General features: G+C 65.4%; 12 protein-coding genes and 2 pseudogenes. 4 read left to right on the top strand and 10 right to left on the bottom strand.

Going from position 1 to position 17,942, the window contains the following annotated elements; translation table 11 throughout:
- Positions 1-216: 216 nt before the first annotated feature.
- From ACLP4W_RS02505 to ACLP4W_RS02480, 6 genes and pseudogenes are all read right to left on the bottom strand, one after another.
- The gene (locus ACLP4W_RS02505) at positions 217-1,470 is read right to left on the bottom strand and encodes a PPE family protein (protein ID WP_442383802.1); all 1,254 of its coding nucleotides are present in this window, start codon (positions 1,468-1,470) and stop codon (positions 217-219) included.
- Positions 1,471-1,472: 2 nt separating this feature from the next.
- The gene (locus ACLP4W_RS02500) at positions 1,473-1,670 is read right to left on the bottom strand and encodes a PE family protein (protein WP_442383800.1); all 198 of its coding nucleotides are present in this window, start codon (positions 1,668-1,670) and stop codon (positions 1,473-1,475) included.
- 797 nt (positions 1,671-2,467) lie between these two features.
- Positions 2,468-4,087: a PPE family protein gene (locus tag ACLP4W_RS02495; RefSeq protein ID WP_442383798.1), complete on the bottom strand. Its 1,620-nt coding sequence runs from the start codon at positions 4,085-4,087 to the stop codon at positions 2,468-2,470.
- A gap of 139 nt (positions 4,088-4,226) precedes the next feature.
- Positions 4,227-4,349: pseudogene (locus ACLP4W_RS02490) on the bottom strand (dihydrodipicolinate reductase); the annotation flags it as partial.
- A gap of 33 nt (positions 4,350-4,382) precedes the next feature.
- Positions 4,383-5,345 carry an endonuclease/exonuclease/phosphatase family protein gene (locus ACLP4W_RS02485; protein WP_442383796.1) on the bottom strand — a complete coding sequence of 321 codons (963 nt, stop codon included), beginning with the start codon at positions 5,343-5,345 and terminating at the stop codon, positions 4,383-4,385.
- Between the two features lie 101 nt (positions 5,346-5,446).
- Positions 5,447-5,569, bottom strand: a pseudogene (locus ACLP4W_RS02480) (biotin--[acetyl-CoA-carboxylase] ligase); the annotation flags it as partial.
- A 177-nt stretch (positions 5,570-5,746) separates the two neighbouring features.
- Here ACLP4W_RS02480 and ACLP4W_RS02475 point away from each other — a divergent pair.
- The 3 genes from ACLP4W_RS02475 to ACLP4W_RS02465 are packed head-to-tail and all read left to right on the top strand — an operon-like array spanning position 5,747 to position 9,243.
- Entirely contained in the window at positions 5,747-6,838 is a 1,092-nt protein-coding gene (locus ACLP4W_RS02475; protein WP_442383794.1) for a glycosyltransferase, read from the top strand.
- Complete coding sequence (locus ACLP4W_RS02470; protein ID WP_442383792.1) at positions 6,831-8,384, top strand: hypothetical protein; 1,554 nt, start codon at positions 6,831-6,833, stop codon at positions 8,382-8,384. The genes ACLP4W_RS02475 and ACLP4W_RS02470 overlap by 8 nt, the downstream gene beginning before the upstream one ends.
- On the top strand, positions 8,377-9,243 hold the full coding sequence (locus ACLP4W_RS02465) for an NAD-dependent epimerase/dehydratase family protein (RefSeq protein ID WP_442383790.1): 867 nt from the start codon (positions 8,377-8,379) through the stop codon (positions 9,241-9,243). Before ACLP4W_RS02470 ends, ACLP4W_RS02465 begins: the two co-directional genes overlap by 8 nt.
- Before the next feature lie 193 nt (positions 9,244-9,436).
- Here the strand turns inward: ACLP4W_RS02465 and ACLP4W_RS02460 are convergent, their stop codons facing one another.
- The 4 genes from ACLP4W_RS02460 to rfbG all read right to left on the bottom strand — a co-directional run bounded on the left by ACLP4W_RS02460 (position 9,437) and on the right by rfbG (position 17,484).
- Entirely contained in the window at positions 9,437-13,438 is a 4,002-nt protein-coding gene (locus ACLP4W_RS02460; RefSeq protein WP_442383788.1) for a non-ribosomal peptide synthetase, read from the bottom strand.
- A gap of 414 nt (positions 13,439-13,852) precedes the next feature.
- The gene (locus ACLP4W_RS02455; RefSeq protein ID WP_442383786.1) at positions 13,853-14,746 is read right to left on the bottom strand and encodes a YVTN family beta-propeller repeat protein; all 894 of its coding nucleotides are present in this window, start codon (positions 14,744-14,746) and stop codon (positions 13,853-13,855) included.
- 320 nt (positions 14,747-15,066) lie between these two features.
- On the bottom strand, positions 15,067-16,350 hold the full coding sequence (locus ACLP4W_RS02450; protein ID WP_442383784.1) for a glycosyltransferase family 2 protein: 1,284 nt from the start codon (positions 16,348-16,350) through the stop codon (positions 15,067-15,069).
- Positions 16,351-16,464: 114 nt separating this feature from the next.
- Positions 16,465-17,484, bottom strand: coding sequence for a CDP-glucose 4,6-dehydratase (rfbG, locus tag ACLP4W_RS02445; RefSeq protein ID WP_442383782.1), 1,020 nt, complete (start codon positions 17,482-17,484; stop codon positions 16,465-16,467).
- A gap of 313 nt (positions 17,485-17,797) precedes the next feature.
- Here rfbG and ACLP4W_RS02440 point away from each other — a divergent pair.
- On the top strand, positions 17,798-17,942 hold a 145-nt coding region (locus tag ACLP4W_RS02440; RefSeq protein ID WP_442383804.1), incomplete at its 3' end, for an NTP transferase domain-containing protein.

Genomic DNA, 17,942 nt, shown 5'->3' with positions numbered 1-17,942 from the left:
CGGTCACCGGCGATGCCATGGAGTCACTGCTATCCACGCGCTGGATACCGACACCCTTCCTCACCGACCACGAAGCCCTGGGCGCAACCTAGCGCGGGCAACGAAGCCGCACAGAGTTCGTGAGCTTCAAATCATTGGACGTGATGGACGGTGGCAGCCGGCGGGTATGCGGTCGCATAACCGCCGGCTTAAAGCACCCGGATGGTCCGCCTTCCCCTATCCGGCGTATCTCGGAGTTTGCACCATGGTGGGACGGTAACCGATCGTGAGCCTTGGAGGAGCGCTGGGAACGCCCATACCGCGCATCGCGTTGGCGGGCATCGGCATCCCATTGAGCATGCCTTCCGGCCCGGCCGGCACCGCCGGAGTCGCGCTGACGCTGGTGCCCGGCAATGCCGAGCCGACATAGTTGAATGCCGGGGCGGCCGAGGCCCAGCTCTGTGGCACCGACAGGGTGCCGAGCGAGGCCGCGCGCCCCACACCCGCGGTCACCTGGGCGCTGCCCATACCAGCTGCGCCCACGGTGCCGGTCCCCGAGCCGAAACCGTTGCCCAGCGTCAATCCCATCGTCCGTATTTGGTTGGCCAAGACGGCGGCCCTCGGGCCAACGGATAGCGAACCCGCCGAGCCGATCGCCGAGAGGCCCAAAGTCGACATCGACGCGGACGAGCCGGTCCCCGAGACCAAGCTGACACCCGAGGTGAGTGCCGTGGACGACGATGTCAGGGTCGTCAGCGGCAGCAGGGGCGACGCTGACGACGAGGATGACATCGAGGAAGTGATCGAGGCGAGTTCCGCCAGCGCATCGGGCGCCGCAACGGTGGCCAGCGGTGTCGACAGCGAGTAACTTGCTGTGGTCAACGGTGCCACGGTCTGCGCACTGGTACCCGCCGAGGTGCTGACAGCTTGGACGACCGCCGCAGCCTGCCCGGCCAACCCCGCCGGACTGGTGGTCTGCGCCGGCACGGCAAACGGGCTCAGCACCGACGCCGCCAGCGCTGCGGCCTGGTAGCCATACATCGCGGCAGCGTCCTGGGCCCACATCTCCAGGTACTCGGCCTCGGTGGCCATGATCGCCGGCGTGTTCTGACCGAAGAAGTTCGTCGCGATCAACGCCATCAACAACGCCCGATTCGCCGCGATCACCGGCGGGGGCACCGTCATCGCTAACGCCGCCTCGTAGGCGGCCGCGGCCGCCTCGGCCTGCGCGCCAGTCTCCTCGGCTTGGCCCGCAGTGGTGACCATCCACGACACGTAGGGCGCGGCGGCGGCCGCCATCGCAACCGACGACGGACCCAACCAGCCACTGGTCAGGTCCGAAATCACCAAGCCGTAGGACGACGCCGTCAAGTACAAATCCGCGGCCAAATCGTCCCAGGCCGCCGCAGCGGTCAGCATCGGTCCCGATCCCGGACCCGTATACATCAGGCCGGAGTTGACCTCCGGTGGTAACGCCGCGAAATCGAGCATCCTTAACCGCCGTAGAATCGGCCGGCCGCGATCGCATTGGCGGCCTCGGTGGCCGCACACGACCCGGCGCTAGTCGCCAATGTGACCTCCGTCGTTGGGGCTGCCGCAGCCGCGTGCTGGGCGCTCACCGACGATCCGGTCCCTCGCAAGGTGCCGGCCGCCGCGGTCAGCGCTTCCGGCTGTGTGGACACGAACGACACGCACTTCTCCTCACGGACATCGACCGACCCGCAAAGCGCCCGCGCGGCTGCGGTGACGTCCGGCCGCAGCGATCATGGGCCGACGAGGTACAGACGGATGATCCAGCTTTAGGCCACTATACATACCTTATGGATGATGTGCACCATTGAACAAACTTATAGTAGGTTCGACGGCGATGGAGGATGCGCCCGTGATGCCCGACCGCGGGATCACGGTCGCTCAGCGATCGCCTCAGCTCTGGCCAGGTTTCGGGTGCCGTCCACGTTGAGCTTGCGCGCCAGCCGGGGATTGCGACCAAACCCGCTCGGCGAAGGGCGGACGTTCCCAATACGGGCGGCCTCGGGGGACGGTTAGCCTCGGCGCTGGGCCGTCCCGCTGGGCCGCGTCAGCGGAAGAATCCCGCCAAGCCGTTACCCGTGTTGAAAGCACCCGAGTTCTCGCTTCCGGTGTTGTACATGCCCGAGCTATTGTCGCCCGAATTCATGAAGCCCGTGTCCAAGCTGCCATTCGACAACCCAACTCCCGCGCTTTCCTGTATAGAACCCGAGTTCAGGAGACCTATGACCTCGTCGCCACTGGATTAATTAAAGTAGCCCACCTGATCCGTGCCGCCCGAGTTGGATAAGCCGAAGTGGTCGTTACCCGAATTCATAAAGCCCGCATCGATGTTGCCTGTGTTGCCGATGCCCGAGGTTTCGGTGCCCGTGTTATTGAAGCCAGACGTCATTGTTCCGGTGTTTCCGAAGCCAGAGCTCGTACCCGTTTGCATGACGGCGCTGCCGAAGCCCGTGTCGGCTTAACCTGAGTTGAACCAGCCCGTGTTGTCGTTGCCCGAGTTGAACCAGCCCGAGTTGTTGTCGCCCGAGTTGAACCAGCCCGAGTTGTTGTTGCCCGAGTTGGCAATGCCGGAATTTCCGGCGCCCGAGTTGAAAGAACCCACATTGAACGCATTCGTGTTGAAGTTACCCATATCGTTGGGACCTCCGTTGCCCACACCCGTATCGTATGCTCCCCCGTTAAACAAGCCGGTGTCGTATAGGTTGACGTTGTAGAGGCCGGTGTCAGCGTATCCTGCGTTCGCGATGCCGGTGCTGTAATCGCTGGAGTTGATGAATCCGGTATTAGCGATACCGGTGTTCATGCTGCCGAAGTTTCCGACGCCGGAGTTGAAGAAGCCGATGTTATTGCTGCCGGAGTTGCCGATGCCGATATTATTGCTGCCAGAGTTGAAGAGGCCAATATTGCCGGCACCGGAGTTCAGGCCGCCGAAGCCAAACTGGTTGTTGCCGGTCAGCCCGATGCCGATGTCGTTGTTGCCGTAGTTGCCGAAACCAATGTTGTTGTTGCCGGTGTTGCCGAAACCCACGTTGTAGCTGCCGGTGTTGCCGAAGCCAAAGTTACCGTTGCCTTCACCACTGGGATTGCTTGGGCTCACAACCCCGCCGTTTCCAAAGCCAACGTTGTTGTTGCCGAAGTTTCCGCTGCCTATATTCCCGCTGCCACCCAAAGGTGCACTGCCGTTGTTTGCGCTGCCAATGTTGTTACTGCCGAAGTTTGCGCTGCCGAGGTTGAAGTTGCCGTCGTTTCCGCTGCCCAGGTTGGAGTTGCCGATGTTTCCGCTGCCGATGTTGGTGTTGCCGATGTTTCCGCTGCCCAGGTTGGTGTTGCCGATGTTTCCGCTGCCGATGTTGGAGTTGCCGATGTTTCCGCTGCCCAGGTTGGTGTTGCCGTTGTTGCCGCTGCCCACGTTGTAGCTGTGGAAATTTCCGCTACCCAGATTGCCGTCACCCTGGTTGCCGCCACCCAGGTTCAGGGTTCCGACGTTGCCCAGGCCCAAGTTCGCGGCCACGTTTGCCGCGGTCGCGTCCGCGCCGGACGCCACTTGGCCCGGCAGACTTTGCAGCCACTGCTGCAGGGACCCCAACTGGTTGGCCGCCGCCGAGGCCCCACCGTGATAGCCCACCATCGCCGACACGTCCTGGGCCCACATCTCCTGGTAGTCAGACTCCACAGCCGCAATAGCGGGAGCGTTGAGACCCAACAGGTTCGAGTTCACCAACGACACCAGGTTAGAGCGATTGGCCGCCACCAGCACCGGATGCACCGTCGCCGCCAACGCCGACTCAAACGCACTGGCCACCGCTTTGGCCTGTGCAGCAGCACCCGCGGCGTGAGAAGCCGCCGAGCTCAACCACCCCGAATACGGAACGGCCGCGGCCACCATCGCCGCTGATGCAGGACCTTGCCACGCCTGACCCGCCAACCCCGAGGTCAGCGACGAAAACGATCCCGCCGCCGCATTCAACTCATCGGCCAGCCCATCCCAGGCAGCCGCTGCCGCCAACATCGGAGCCGACCCGGCACCGGAGAACATCCGAGAAGAATTGATCTCTGGCGGGAAAACCAAAAAGCTCATCACCGCGGTCCCTTCTGAGCAGCAAGGCTGGGGCAGGTAGCTGGGGCAGGGAGACAATGTGCCACCCCACGGCAATTGTTTGCCCCAGCGGAACGAGGCAACTATATCGTCGCTGCGGAGTCGGGGCAGTTTGGCAAACACTCGCCGTCGGCTGACCGTCGACCTGGATGACCCAGCCGTCTTGGTCGACCTTCCAGTCGGGCTCGAGGCTCTGCGGCTTGCGCCACCGGACGTTGAGATCGATCAGGGTTTTGGCGTCGACTTCGATGCCACGCCGGCCGCGCGAACGGCTTGACTATGGGCGCGCCGGCGACCGTGGAATCGCTATCGTCACGACGAGACCTCGATGGTCCGACCCTGGAACCTTCAGCGTGCGCAGCGAAGTCGCCGTGCAATTGCGAGTGAGTATGTGGTCGATGGCGACGAAAGGAGGTAGCCGCGAGTCGGCCGGGAAGGTGGGCTTGATCCCTGCTCCGGATTGCTCGGCGGCATCCCGGTAGCCGTTGCCCAGCAGAGCGCGGAAGGGTCGCATGTCGGTTGTGCTGTTCAAGTCAGCGGCGACGATCACGGAACCCGCGCCCGCTTGCTCGCCGATTTCTGACAAGGTAACCGGCAACCGATTTAAGTCACGCCGCCAGTCATCGATGGGTCGCGGCCAGGGACCGGCTACGTGCGCTACGACGACGGTTGGGTCGATCGAGACACCCGTTACCCGTATCTGCGCGGTAAGGAATGCAAATGTGTAACCGCCGATGCGCCTCGGTGCATCTATCGGAAACCGACTCCAAATGCCGACTCCGCCAGGACCGTCGCGCGCTTCGAGCCACCGGTAGGGAAACGTTGCGTCAAGCCCGGCGCAGGAAAGCCGGTCAGCTTCTTGCGGGGTGAGTTCCTGGAATGCAATGACATCCGCCTGCTCGCGAGCCGATCTCACGACTTGGCTTGGATCGGCCTGCCCCTCGCGGAGGTTCGCTGAGATGACTCGAAGCCCGACACCCGCGGCTCGGGCGGCGTTCGAACCGCGGTATAAGGGAAGCTGGACTGCCAGCATCGCCACGATCAAACCCACGGTGGCTATGGCAAGAATCCAGTGTCGACCCCAAAGAAGCAAAGCCGCCGACACCGGCGCGCAGAGCATGAGGTATGGCGACAGCGCCGCCGTGACGAACGTCGCATGGTTGGTGATCGACAAGTACCGTGACGCAAAGGCGCAGCCAGCAGCAACGAGCGCAACCAAGCCGATAGCGGTCTGGGGCATCCTTCGAATCTTCGACAATCTCGTTGACTATCTCAGCTCAGCCATTATCGGTAAGGCGCGGCGCTCCCGCGCAGCCGCCGAGCCACGAGTGGTCCGTGAGTGCGGGCCGTCGACCACCGTTCCATGCGGCCGCGGCCGGCGGTCTGGTGCTCGGCGATGAGCACCACGGCATCGACATCCTTGCCGCCTGCAGCCCGGGCACCTAAACCCAACAAAGCCGCACCGCACACTTGCTCGACGGCCGTAACTTCGGACGGGCTTACGGGGTCTCGTTAACCGCATAGTGGAATACCGTACGCTTGCTCAATGGACTTGCATCATTCTGAAAGTATGTATAATGGCAGCCGAATCAATAACCGGTTTGGTATCGCCATCGGTTCGGTCCTGTTAGGGAGAAGCCCGTGTCGTTCGTAACCAGGCAGCCCGAGGCCCTCATGACCTCGGCTGTGCCTGCCAGCGCGACCGCGCTGCGCGCGGACGTTGTCATCTGCACCTACACCCTAGACAGGTGGGACCTGCTCGTACGGGCGGTCGAGTCAGCACTCGCGCAGAGCGTCGCTCCACAGCAGCTGATCATCGTCGTGGGCCATTCGGCGCCGGGCGAGCAACACATCAACGAGGAGTTGCTCGCCCGGTGCCGACAGGAATGGGGCGCTGGTCGCGCCGACTCACCTGTCGAGATCGTCATCGTCACGAGGCGGTTCGCGGGCACGAAGGGTTCGTCGCTCAACACCGCGCTGCTGCTCACCCGCGCTGAGATCGTCGCCTTCCTCGACGACGACGCCGAAGCGGCGCCGGACTGGCTCGAGCGGAAGCTCGCCGTGTACGCGACGTACCCGGAAGCCGTTGCCGTCGGCGGTGCGCCACGGCCGGACTACGGGGCGGCCCGGCCGTCGTGGTTCCCGCCTGATTTCGAGTGGGTGTTCGGCTGCCACTACCGCTCGCTACCGGAGCGGCTCGCTCCCATACCCCACCTGATCGGCACGAGCATGAGCGTGCGTCGCGACGCCATCCTCGCTGTGGGCGGATTCCATGCCGACTGGCACGACGACATGGACCTCTCGCACCGGATTGCCCATGGCTACGGGCCGGCCGCCGTCTGCTATGAGCCACGAGCCGAGGTGCGTCACTACGTCCCTCCGGAGAGGCTGACGTGGTCGTACTTCTGGCGGCGCTGCTTCTACGTCAACCGCAGCAAGGTGGGCGCGTTCGCCGACATGGGCGCGGCCGGCAACATCGGCGCCGAGCTGCGTTTCGGCGTGCGGACGCTGCTGGGGTTGGGGCCGGCGCTGGTCGCCGCCGTGATCGGCCGCCCCGAGCGCTTGCGCCAGGCGCTGGTCGCGGTGGCGGGCGTGGCGCTGGCCGGATGCGGGTACGTCGCGGGCCGGGTGCTGCTTGCGCGCGGTCGCCATCCGGAGGTCCTGACGACCGGGCTCAGCGCGGCTGAGGTGCACCAGGCCCGCGCTGCCGTCGCTGCGGCGGACGATGCATAACGTTATCGTCGGGACCGGCCCAGCCGCGGCAGCGGCGATCCTCGCCCTCGCCGACGACCCGTGCGAGCAGATTACCGTCGTCGACATCGGCGAACGGCTGGCCGATGACACCGCCGCGGCGGTAGAACGGATGAGCGCGCTAGAGCCGGCGCAGTGGGCCAGCGCCGACCGCGAACTGGTCACCGTGCAGCCGACGGAACTCGCCGGAGCGGCGCTCCCCGAAAAGCGCGCCTACGGCTCGAACCATATGTTCGTCGACCGCGGCCAGCAGCGCGGGCTCACCATGCCCGACCGCGGCAACCAAAAGGCGGTGTCGGGTGCGCTGGGCGGGTTCTCGACGGTCTGGGGAGCGCAGATCATGCCGTTCTCCCGAGCCACATTCCGCCGCTGGCCGTTCGGGTGGGACGAGATCGAACCGCACTACCGGGCCGTGCTGGCCGAGGTGCCGCTCGCAGGCGAGGACGACGACTACGCCGAGGACTTCCCGCTGCTCTCGGCCCGGGGATGTCTGCCGCCGCTGTCCGCACGGACCGCCGCCGTGCTCGACCGCTACCGGCGCCATCGCGACGCAGTCCGCGCCAAGGGCATCGTGGTCGGCAAGGCGCGGCTCGCGTTCGCTCCGAATTCGTGCCAGCGCTGTGGCCTGTGCATGACCGGTTGCCCGTACTCACTGATCTACTCCGCGCGGCAGACTATCGACCGGTTCGTTGGCCAAGGTCGGGTGCGGCACGTCTCGCGCGTGCTGGTCACCGCGGTCGACCAGCCTGTCGGCAACACGCCGACTGTTCGCGGCATCGACCTCACGACCGGCCGCGCTATCCAGCTCGAGGCTGACCGCGTGTTCGTGGGCGCGGGTGGGCTCGGTAGCACGCGGATCGCGCTCAACTCGCTGAGCGCGCCGCCGAATCGGGTAGATCTGCAGGAGTCGGTGCAGTTTCTGATCCCGTTCGTCTCCCGCCGCGCTACCGGCGATCCGCGTGGACAGCAGGACTTCACACTCAATCAATTCAATCTCCTGCTGAAGTACGACGACGAGGCATACACGACCTCGCAGGTGCACTGCTATCCGTACAACCCCACAGTGGCTGAGGCACTCCCGGGCTGGCTCCCGGCTCGGTTGGCCGGCGCTGTGCTCGGCCGAGTCACCGCGGGGCTGGGGTACCTGCCGTCCTGGCGGTCACCCCAGATGCGGGTCGACTTGCGCACCCGGCACAAGGACGCTTTGCCCGACGTCGCGGTTCGGGTCGTGTCCAACCAGCGGCCGGCGATGCTCGTCTCGGTGCTGCGCAGGCTGAGCGCGCTCGGCCCCAAGCTCGATCTATTCCCGGTGTTGCCGATGGTGCGGATGTCCGGGCCGGGTAAGAGCTACCACTTCGGCTCGACTTTCCCGCACGGCAGCGGCTCGGATGTGCTCGGTCGCATCGGCGATTTCCGCAACGTCCATCTCATCGACGGCTCGGTTTTGCCGTCAGTGCCCTCGACCACGTTCACGCTCACGGTGATGGCGAACGCTCACCGAATCGTGTCGGCGAGCCGCCATGTCTGACCCGGGCGCCCGGGCCGTCGCGATCACCGGCGCGAACGGGTACGTGGGCAGCACGCTACGCGCCGCCTTCGCGGCGTCCGGCTACCGCGTGATCGCGCTGCAACGGTCAGCGCCGGCGGCCGGCGGGACATTGGACTACGTGCCCTACTCCCTGGAGGATGGACCCGCCGCACGGCTGCCCGACGACGTGGCCGCGGTCATCCACTGCGCCTACGACCTGCGCGCCCGCGACCGCGCCGAGATCGAACGGATCAACCTCGGCGGCACTGACAGGCTCATTCGTGCGGTCGGTGACGTCCCGGTTGTTTTCATCTCCTCGATGTCCGCATACTCGGGCACGGTGCAGATCTACGGCCGCACAAAGCTAGCCTGCGAGGACCTCGTCGCCGCGCACGGTGGGACGTCACTCCGGCTCGGCCTCGTCCACGGCGGCGCCGACGCCGGCATGATCGGCGCGTTGCGCAAGGTGGCAGCACTCCCCCTCGTGCCGATGCTGCAGCCGGACTCCTACCAGTACGCCATCCACGCCGAAGACATGGCGAATTGTGTACTCGCGACTGTCGAGCAGCCCCCGCCCCACCGCGTCCTCGGGGTGGCCAGCCCGCGCCGGGTGCCGTTCAGCGAGATCATTCGCACTCTGCGCGCCGCCGCCACGTCCAAATCGCTCCGCCCCATCCCGGTACCCTCCACACTGCTTTACCGCGCATTGCGCGCGGGTGAGGCGGTTGGCCTCCGGATCGGGTTCCGCGCCGACTCGCTGCTCGGGCTCATGCATCCCGCACCGGACGTCCCACACGTCGGCTACTGGGCAGAGCGGGCCATTTCACTGCGGGACTTCGCGACGGACACCACAAGATGACCGGCACGGCGATGGCGCCTGGCGGGACTGGGCGCCAACCGACACATGGTGCGTTAGCCTAGCTAAACTAATTAAAGTTACGATCCTCGTCCAGGGTCGTCGGGCACATCGGCGCGTCGAATCGCCCGCGGGGTGCACCCGGTCATGGACGACGTCACTGGGACTCACTTCTCCCCGTGCCGCCGCAGCGTTGTCACGGGGCGTCTACGCGTAACGATGCCCTCGCTGTACCAAGCGAATCGAACATCATCCGCGCGAGTTGGTTCACCTCGGGCAGATCGAGCAGGGTGCCGTGGTCACCGGCAAGACGATGAACCGTCAAGGTTCCCCTGTGAAATTCATCCCAACCCAATAGATCTGCCCCCGCATCGGCTACGGAGGCTTCGCTCACGAACAGGTGCATCGGCACCTCGTGTCCGGGCTGCTGATAGCGGCACACGATCTCTGTGGCGCCGCGATAGTCGAAGTCGTGCTGTGGCCACAGCGCACCGGGGCCGCCCCGAAGCACCCGGAGGGCGACCTCGGCGCATTTGGCCCACCGCTCACGCGCGGGCTGTTGGCGTAACCGGCGAAGCTGCCATCGCAGCGTCAGCTGCGCCCGCAGCCGTTGCGCCATCGATGGCGCCTCGGTATCGAGAATGCCCAGCCAGTCGACTTGCTGGCCGGCATCGACAGCCTGACGGGCAACTTCGTAGGCCAGGAGCCCACCGATCGAGTAGCCGACCAGCGCAAGCGGACCATCCGGCTGCCGGTCGCGGATCGCCGAAAGGGCTTGGCTGGCATGCTGTTCGATGCTCAGGGATCGGTCGAACCGACCACCTCGCTGTTCGGGGATCAGCGCGTGTACCGGCTGCGCGGCACCCCACTGCGCCGTAAAGTGTCTCAGGGTCATCGCTGACGGATGATCCGCAAAAATGAAATGCAGCGGTGGGCCGGACGCCACTTCGTCCGTCCTGCTAGGGTTTTCGGCACTTAGTAACTCCGCCAGTCCTGCGATGGTCCTGCCGCTATCGAGGAACACCGCGAGCGGCAGTGGCACACCGAATGTCCGCTGAATTTTGGCGATCAGCCGGAGTGCCAGCAGCGAGTGGCCGCCCACATCAAAAAAGTCGGAGTTGACGTCAGTCACGGGCACGCCCAGCACGTCGGCCCACAGCTCCGCGACGCGCCTTTCCATATCGCTACGAGGACACTGGTCCCCGGGCCGCCCGACTCCCAGCGGCGACGGCGCGGGCAGTGCAGCCTTGTCGAGCTTCCCGCTCGCGGTCATCGGGAACGCGCCCAGATGCACGAACGCGCTTGGGACCATATATTCGGGCAGCCGGTGGCGTAGCCAACCACGTGCCTCGGCGTCGCTGGGGCCCCGCGGCTCGCCGACGATATACGCAACCAACTGCTGCCCGCCGCTGGGAGCCTCGCGAGCGACCACAGCACAACGGCCCACGTCTGGGTGCTCGGCCAGCGTTGACGCGATCTCGTCCGGCTCGACGCGAATCCCACGGATCTTCACCTGGTCGTCGTAGCGGCCCAGGTACTGTATCCGGCCATCCGGCAGAAACCTGCCACGATCGCCGGTTCGATAGATCCGCCCGCCGACATGGAATGGATCGTCTCCGAACCGGCGCGCGTGCTCGTCGGGGCGATTGAGATAGCCACGAGCCACACCGACGCCGCCGATGACGATTTGCCCGGGAACGCCGACCGGTTGCATCCGTCCGCGTGAATCGACAACGTACACGCGCACGTTCGGCAGGGGCCTGCCCACCGTCACGGTGTCTCCCTTGGCCAGCCGCGCGAAGTTGGAGCCTATCGTGGCCTCGGTGGGGCCATAGCCGTTCCAGACCGCCGGGCACCGTTGCAACAGCGCTTCGGCGAGCCCCTCGGTCAGCGTTTCGCCGACAGACACCACCGTTAAGCGAGGGTCGCCGTTCCAGCCGACGGCGACAAGCGCTTCCCAAAGGGTCGGTGTGGTCATCATGTAGTTCGCACCGGTGCCCGCGATCAGCCGGCTCAGCGCATCCGGACTCGTCGCCTCCTCGACGGTCGCAAGCACGAGTCGTGCCCCGCACGCCAGCGCACAGAAGACGTCGGCGAGCCCGGCGTCGAAGCTGATGGAGGACGGCGACAGCACGGTGTCGGAACCGGTCACGCCGAACTCGCCAAACATGGTCAGCATCACGTTGGCCAGGCCGCGATGTTCGACGAGCACCCCCTTGGGGCGGCCGGTGGAGCCCGACGTGTAGGTCACATAGGCAAGATCGACGGGGGACACTGCAACTGACTGATTGAACTTCAGTGCTGGGCGCGCCGGCCACGGATCGCTGAGATTGATCACCTTGGCCATGACCGTCTCTTCGCCAGTGGGCAGCTGACGATCGGTGAGAATAATGGCCGCGCCGGCGTCGTTGATGTTGAAGGCGTTGCGGGCGGCCGGCTGGCGGGGATCCAGCGCCAGGAACGCCGCGCCGGACTTGAGGATTCCGAGAAGCGCCGCCACCAGATCGGGCTTGCGGTCGAGCAGGACCGCCACCACCGTGCCGGTCCCGGCGCCCGCGGCCAGCAATCGCGCGGCGATGTCCTCGGCGCGGTCGTCGAGCTGGCGATAGGTCAGTGCCTCATCGCCGACCTGTACGGCTACCGAGTCGGGCGTTCGTTCGGTCTGCGCCCGGATTATCTCATGGACGCACTGTGACGAAATACCTTGTGGCGCCGCAGGGTTCCAGCTCAGCTGACGCCGGCGCTCTGCCTTTGTGACCAAGTCATGTTGAGCGATCGGTATGTCGGGCGCGGCTGCCACGGCTTGCAGCAACCGCACCCAGTGCGCGGCCATGGCGCGTACCGTCGCGTGTTCGAACAGATCAGTGCTGAACATCAACCGGCCCGCGAAGTGTCCGTCAGGCCGCTCGTCCAGCTCGATTTCGATGTCGAACCTCGGCGATCCGACGACATCAGCAACGTCGCGTTCAATCAAATGCAACGACCAGTCGTCGGCCGGCGAGGTCGTCGGTGGCACCAGCTTCAGCGCGGTTTGAAAGAGAGGGTTATTGCGCGGATCTCGCGGCACGCCGAGTTCAGCGAGCAAGGTCTCGAACGGCACCGCGTCGCTGAGCGCCTCGGTAACCACGCCGCCCACGCGGTCCATCAGCTCGATGAAGGTCTCTTGGCCGGTGACCTCACACCGCACGACCACAGGGGTGACGCAATTGCCGGCCACCGTCAACAGGTTCTTGCGCCAGCGCAAGTCATGGGCGGTGCCGAACACCACGTCAGTAGACTCCGTGTAGCGATGCAGCCACCACGCGTATGCAGCGGCGAGCGCGTGGAAGAAGGTGCCGCCGGCACGTCGAGCGGCGCCGCGTAGCCCTTCAACGGTGGCGTGATCGATCGTCAGCGGAATCGTCCCGCCGGCGAACCGTTGTCCCGCGGGCTGCGGGTGGTCGATAGGCAGTTGTGTCGGTGTCACGCCGGCAAGACGACCACGCCAGCGCGCGATTCGGGCCGCTGCGGTCGGCCCGGAAAGCCAATCTCGTTGCCAGATGGTGTAATCGCTGTACTGCGCCTCGGGCTCGGGCAGCGAAAACGCCTGCCCCGTCGCGTAGGCGCGGTATGCCGCGATCAACTCCGGCAGCAGGACACGCTGCAGGGTCACCCCATCGAAGATCAGTTGGTGCATCGCGAGATACAGTCGGTGATCCCCATCCGTGATACGGATCAGCCGTGGGCGGATCAGAGGTCCGCGGGCGAGGTCGTAGGGCCACTGGGTGTCGGCGGTGGCGATCTCGGTGGCTCGGCGTTCGGCCTCCTCGGCACTCAGGTGTGACAGGTCCACCAGCGGCAGGTCGATTTCTATCGGCTCGTGCACGAATTGGTGCGGCACACCGTCGACACACGCAAAGGTCGTTCGCCACACCTCGTGCCTGGATACGACAGTAGATAGAGCCCGACGCAACGCTTCCACGTCGAGCGCGCCGGTCTTATGGATCTCGATCAGTTCGTTGAGCGCGCGTGAGTCCGGTGCCAGTTGGCTCAAGTACCACAGTTGAGCCTGCGAAGCCGAAAGGGGCAGCGGGCCGGAGGCGGTTCGTGAGGCGACCGCCTGCGGTTCGGCCGATGGGCACCAACTGGCCGCCCGGACGCGCTGCTCGGAGAGCGCACGTCCCATCTGGGCAAGCCGGGCGGGCTCGTCTGTGGTCATGTTCGCGCACCGACTACCACCTCGATTGATCGAGGTAAGAACAGCGCAACGGCATCGCCCCCATCTGGACGCTCGCGAGTGGCTCTTTCCACACGCCCGACTACCCCCATCAGGACAGCGCTCATGTGCCGTCACCCCCCTCTCCGAGCGTCAAAGGCAGCCTCACGCTCCTGCAGCAACCCTCCTGCCCTTGGGAGCACTCGCTTTCGAGCACACCCGGAACCGCGAAACTCCCTAAGGCGTATCTGAAAATGATGTTCGTTGCGACCTGCACGAAAAGCCCCAACGCATATACGAATAGCTTACATACTTTTAGCATAATGAGGGGTTTATATCCAACTTTTAGTTCACTCACGATACGAGAAGCATCCTTACGTCTGGGATACTGGGGACTCAACAGACCGCGCGATACGCCTATCGAGCCTCCATCACCGAGACCATGTGGTCGGCGTAGTTGGTGACGTAGACGGTACGGTTGGCTGGATCCACCGCCACCGCGTCCGGGTTGTCGCCGACGGGCACTGTGGCGGTGACGGCGTGCGTCGACCCGTCGATCACCGACACCGTGGCGTCGGCGAAGTTGGTGACGTAGACGGTGTGGGTGGTTGGATCCACCGTTACCCCGAACGGGTTGTTGCCGACGCGCACGCTGTCGGTGACGATGTTCGTCGACCCATCGATCACCGACACGGTGGGGTGTCCGTAGTTGGCGACGTAGACCGTGTGGGTGTCTGGATCGACCGCTACCCCGCCCGCGGTGTTGCCGAGGGGCACGGTGGCGGTGACCGTGTGCGTCGACCCGTCGATCACGGACACCGTGTGGTCACCGGAGTTGGTGGCGTAGACGGCGTGGGTGGTTGGATCCACCGCTATTCCGAACGGGCCGTTGCCGACGGGCACGTTGGCGATGAGCGTGTGCGTCACCCCGTCGATCACCGACACAATGCTGGGGCGACCGTTGTTGGCGACGTAGACGGTGTGAGTGCCTGGATCCACCGCCACCCCGAACGGGGTGTTGCCGACGGGCACGGTGGCGGTGACGGCGTACGTCGACCCGTCGATCACCGACACCGTGTGGGAGTCGGAGTTGGCGACGTAGACGGTGTGGGTGGTTGGATCCACCGCCACGCCGTCCGGGTGGTGGCCGACCGGCACGGTGGCGGTGACCAGGTGCGTCGACCCGTCGATCACCGACACGGATTCGGGGAGGTTGTTGGTGACGTAGATGGTGTTGGTGGTTGGGTCCACCGCCACCGCGTTCGGGGTCGTGCCGACGACCACGGTGTTCACGTGCACCGGCCGGCTCACAAAATCGATCACAGCGAATACGCCGGCGATTATGACCACTAGTACGAGCCCCATCATTGCCTCGAGTTGGGCAGGATGCATGGTGGCCAGTCGCGCGCGCGGGCCCTTCGCGGTCCGCTTCGGCGTGTAACTGGTTTGTTGTCTTTGCCGGGACGGTTTGGGTGCGCGCGGACTTGTCGGCTGGGGGGGTCTGTATTCGGGCGGACTGGCCGGCTGGCGGGTTCTGTGCTCGGTCCACGTCAGCACGCCATCGCTGTAGGACGGCGAGATGCGCGTGCCGTCCGTTTCCTCTATCACGTTGCCTGCGATCATACTTGCGGTCAGGCCAATCGACTGTCACGTGATCGTGTTGGACAGGGCACTGGGCGGACGGGTTCGGTGCGGCGTTGACGCCGGGCTTCGTGCAGGTAGAGCCAGGCACCCTGGAGGAGGCCCTTCCTGCCCGCCCGCAGAAGATTTTCGGGGACCCCCCCGGTCGGCAAATCCGGCCGCCCGGAGCCGCGATTGGCCAGCATTCGTTTTACGCCCCGTGGGACGAACCTGAGGATGCGCCAGAGGTATTTCGGCGATGTCAGGATCATGCTCATGTAGAACGCGGTGAGACCCGCGGAATACCCGAAGAACTGCTTCTCTAGGGCCTCGTCGGTCCGGCGGTGGTAGTGCCAGGTGATGGCCGGTGGCCAATGCAGGATCATCGAGCCGTGCTCGAGCAGGAGCGAAAGAGCTCGCGTCTCCTCCCCACCATGAGTCAAGGTCCCGGCGCCGAGCCGATTGTCGAAGCCGCCGATGGCGCGCAGCGTCTCGGTCCGGAAGGCCATGTTGCCGCCGGCACCGAAGTTGGGCAGTGGGTAGAGGGGATCGAATACCGACGGGGTGCCGGCCAGGAGCGGAACCGGCTCGATGCCGCGGCCCTTGTTGAACCCGCCGTAGCGTTCGAAGTTGACCTGGGCGTCGGTTTCCAACTCGGCCGGCAGCATCACACCTGCCACGGCGTCGGGTCGCTGCGGGAACGCGAATCCTCGCTTGATCCAGGCGATCCAGTCGGGGTCGGCCACTTCGTCATCGTCGATCCAGGCGATGAGCTCGGTGTGCACCTCGGACAGTGCGCGGTTTCGGGCCCGGGACAGCCCCGGTGCCGGCTCGTGGCAGCACCGCATCCGAAGACCCTTGAAGCCGACCAGCGTGCGGGCCACCGCGCCGTCGTGGGAGTTGTCGACCACCAACACCTCAAAGCCCGAATCGGACTGGCGGGCCAGGCTGGCCAGGGTCTGCAACAGGCCTTCGGGCCGGTCGCGGGTGCAGATCACCACCGTCAGGGAGACCTCGAGGCCGGCCGAGGTCTCCACCGGGCGCGGCAGGCTCAGGGCGGCAAAGCGGTCACGCAGGTCGCCCAGCGCGATCGACGAATCGGCTTGGATGTCTAAAAACCGGGTGGCCACCGGAAGACCGTTGCGGCGCACCAAACACCACGCCGCGGCAAACCGGGTGGTATCGACGGCTTCGTCGCCATAGTCGCGCGCGACGTCGATGTCGATCACCCAGGCCGGCGCGCGCAGTTCACCACGCTCGATGTCACGCACGGCGCCGCCGCCGACTCCGCGCAAGGGAAGTGACCACCATGATCGCTTACCCGACCACCGGGAAGGCCGCGCGCTGGTGGTAGACGAGCCCGATCGGCGGCCCGGGCGGCGCCGATGCGGGGGGCAGGTCGAAGTCGGTCACGGCAGGCTTTCGAATGCGTCGATCTGCTCGCGGGTCACCGTGGCCACGTCGGCGCCCTGGTGCACCCGCTTCTCCCAGTCCACCGTCCAGGCCACCGCGTCGCGGAAGCCCAGCCGGCTACGCCAGCCCAGTTCGCGCTGCGCCTTGGAGGTGTCCAGGGCCAGCAGGTTGGCCTCGTGCGGGTGGTTGTCGCCGTCGAGGTCCCAATGCGCGCCCCCACCCCACAACTCGGCGGCCAGCGTGGCCACCTGGCCGACCTCCACGAAACTGTCCCGGCCCGGCCCGATGTTCCACTGCCCCACCCCCGAACCGGCCAGCAGCGCCTCGGCGATGGTCAAATAGCCATTGAGGCAGTCCAGCACGTGCTGCCAGGGCCGCACCGCGCGCGGGAACCGCAACCGCGGCGCCTGCCCGCGGGCAAAAGCCCCCGTCAAATCCGGCAGCAGCCGATCCCGACTGACATCACCACCGCCGATGACATTGCCGGCCCGCGCCGTCGCGGTGGGCGCCCCCGGGAAGCTGCGCGTCCAGGACTGCACCAGCAGATCGGCCATCGCCTTAGACGCGCTGTAGGGATCGGCGCCACCGAGCGGGTCGGTTTCCAGGTAACCGGCCTCCTGGTCGATGTTGCGGTAGACCTTATCGGTGGTCACCACCACGTGCGCGCGCACCGACGGGGTGGCCGCCACCGCCTCCAGCATGCTCAACGTGCCCATCGCGTTGATCTCATAGGTATCGCGCGGCTTGCGATAGGACTCACGCACCAACGGCTGAGCGGCCATGTGCACCACCACATCCGGAGCCGCCGCCGACACCGCCGCCACGGTGTCCTCGGAATCACGAATATCCAGCCGAAAATCACAGGCCAGCTGATCAGCCAACCCCGCCCGCTTAAACAACCCACCCTCAGGCGGATCCACCGCGGCCAGACCCGACACCCGATGCCCACGACTGAGCAACAACAACGTCAACCAGGATCCTTTGAACCCGGTATGCCCGGTGACCAGGTAGTGCACGAAATCTCCTCACGTGATGGCTGACTCTCAGCTCAGTAAACCATAAGTCGCTGAAATCAGTCCTATACATCCATAAAGTATGTGATAATCTACGCTAGAAGAATCTAGGATATGACATTGACCGATATTACCGCAGAGCGGCAGGGTACTTCGCCGATGGGCCGTCCCCGGGTTTCTTCCCGGGTTTCACCCCGGGTTTCCTAGGCGAGCTCTACCGGGCCACCAGCGGCAGAAGTAGCACTTCACCAACAGATTGGCAGCTGACGATGACAACCGTGTACGCACCGGCACCCTCGAGATTGGGTGACCCGTCATGAAAGCCGTGCTCCTGGCGGGTGGTCTGGGCACCCGCATGCGGGAGGAAACCGAGTTTCGCCCCAAGCCGATGGTCGAGGTGGGTGGCCGGCCGGTGCTGTGGCACATCATGAAAATCCTTGGCCACTACGGCCTTTCCGACT

The sequence above is a fragment of the Mycobacterium sp. genome, assembly GCF_052145595.1.
Classification (GTDB): Bacteria; Actinomycetota; Actinomycetes; order Mycobacteriales; family Mycobacteriaceae; genus Mycobacterium.
The sequence above is the reverse complement of the archived record's forward strand: the minus strand, read 5'-3'. Positions and strand labels throughout refer to the sequence as shown.

Coding starts and splice junctions, on each gene's coding strand:
- ACLP4W_RS02485 (WP_442383796.1), bottom strand. CDS start 5,345: ATGCCCCAGACCGCTATCGGCTTGGTTGCGCTCGTTGCTGCTGGCTGC.
- ACLP4W_RS02465 (WP_442383790.1), top strand. CDS start 8,377: ATGTCTGACCCGGGCGCCCGGGCCGTCGCGATCACCGGCGCGAACGGG.
- ACLP4W_RS02495 (WP_442383798.1), bottom strand. CDS start 4,087: ATGAGCTTTTTGGTTTTCCCGCCAGAGATCAATTCTTCTCGGATGTTC.
- ACLP4W_RS02460 (WP_442383788.1), bottom strand. CDS start 13,438: ATGACCACAGACGAGCCCGCCCGGCTTGCCCAGATGGGACGTGCGCTC.
- ACLP4W_RS02505 (WP_442383802.1), bottom strand. CDS start 1,470: ATGCTCGATTTCGCGGCGTTACCACCGGAGGTCAACTCCGGCCTGATG.
- ACLP4W_RS02470 (WP_442383792.1), top strand. CDS start 6,831: ATGCATAACGTTATCGTCGGGACCGGCCCAGCCGCGGCAGCGGCGATC.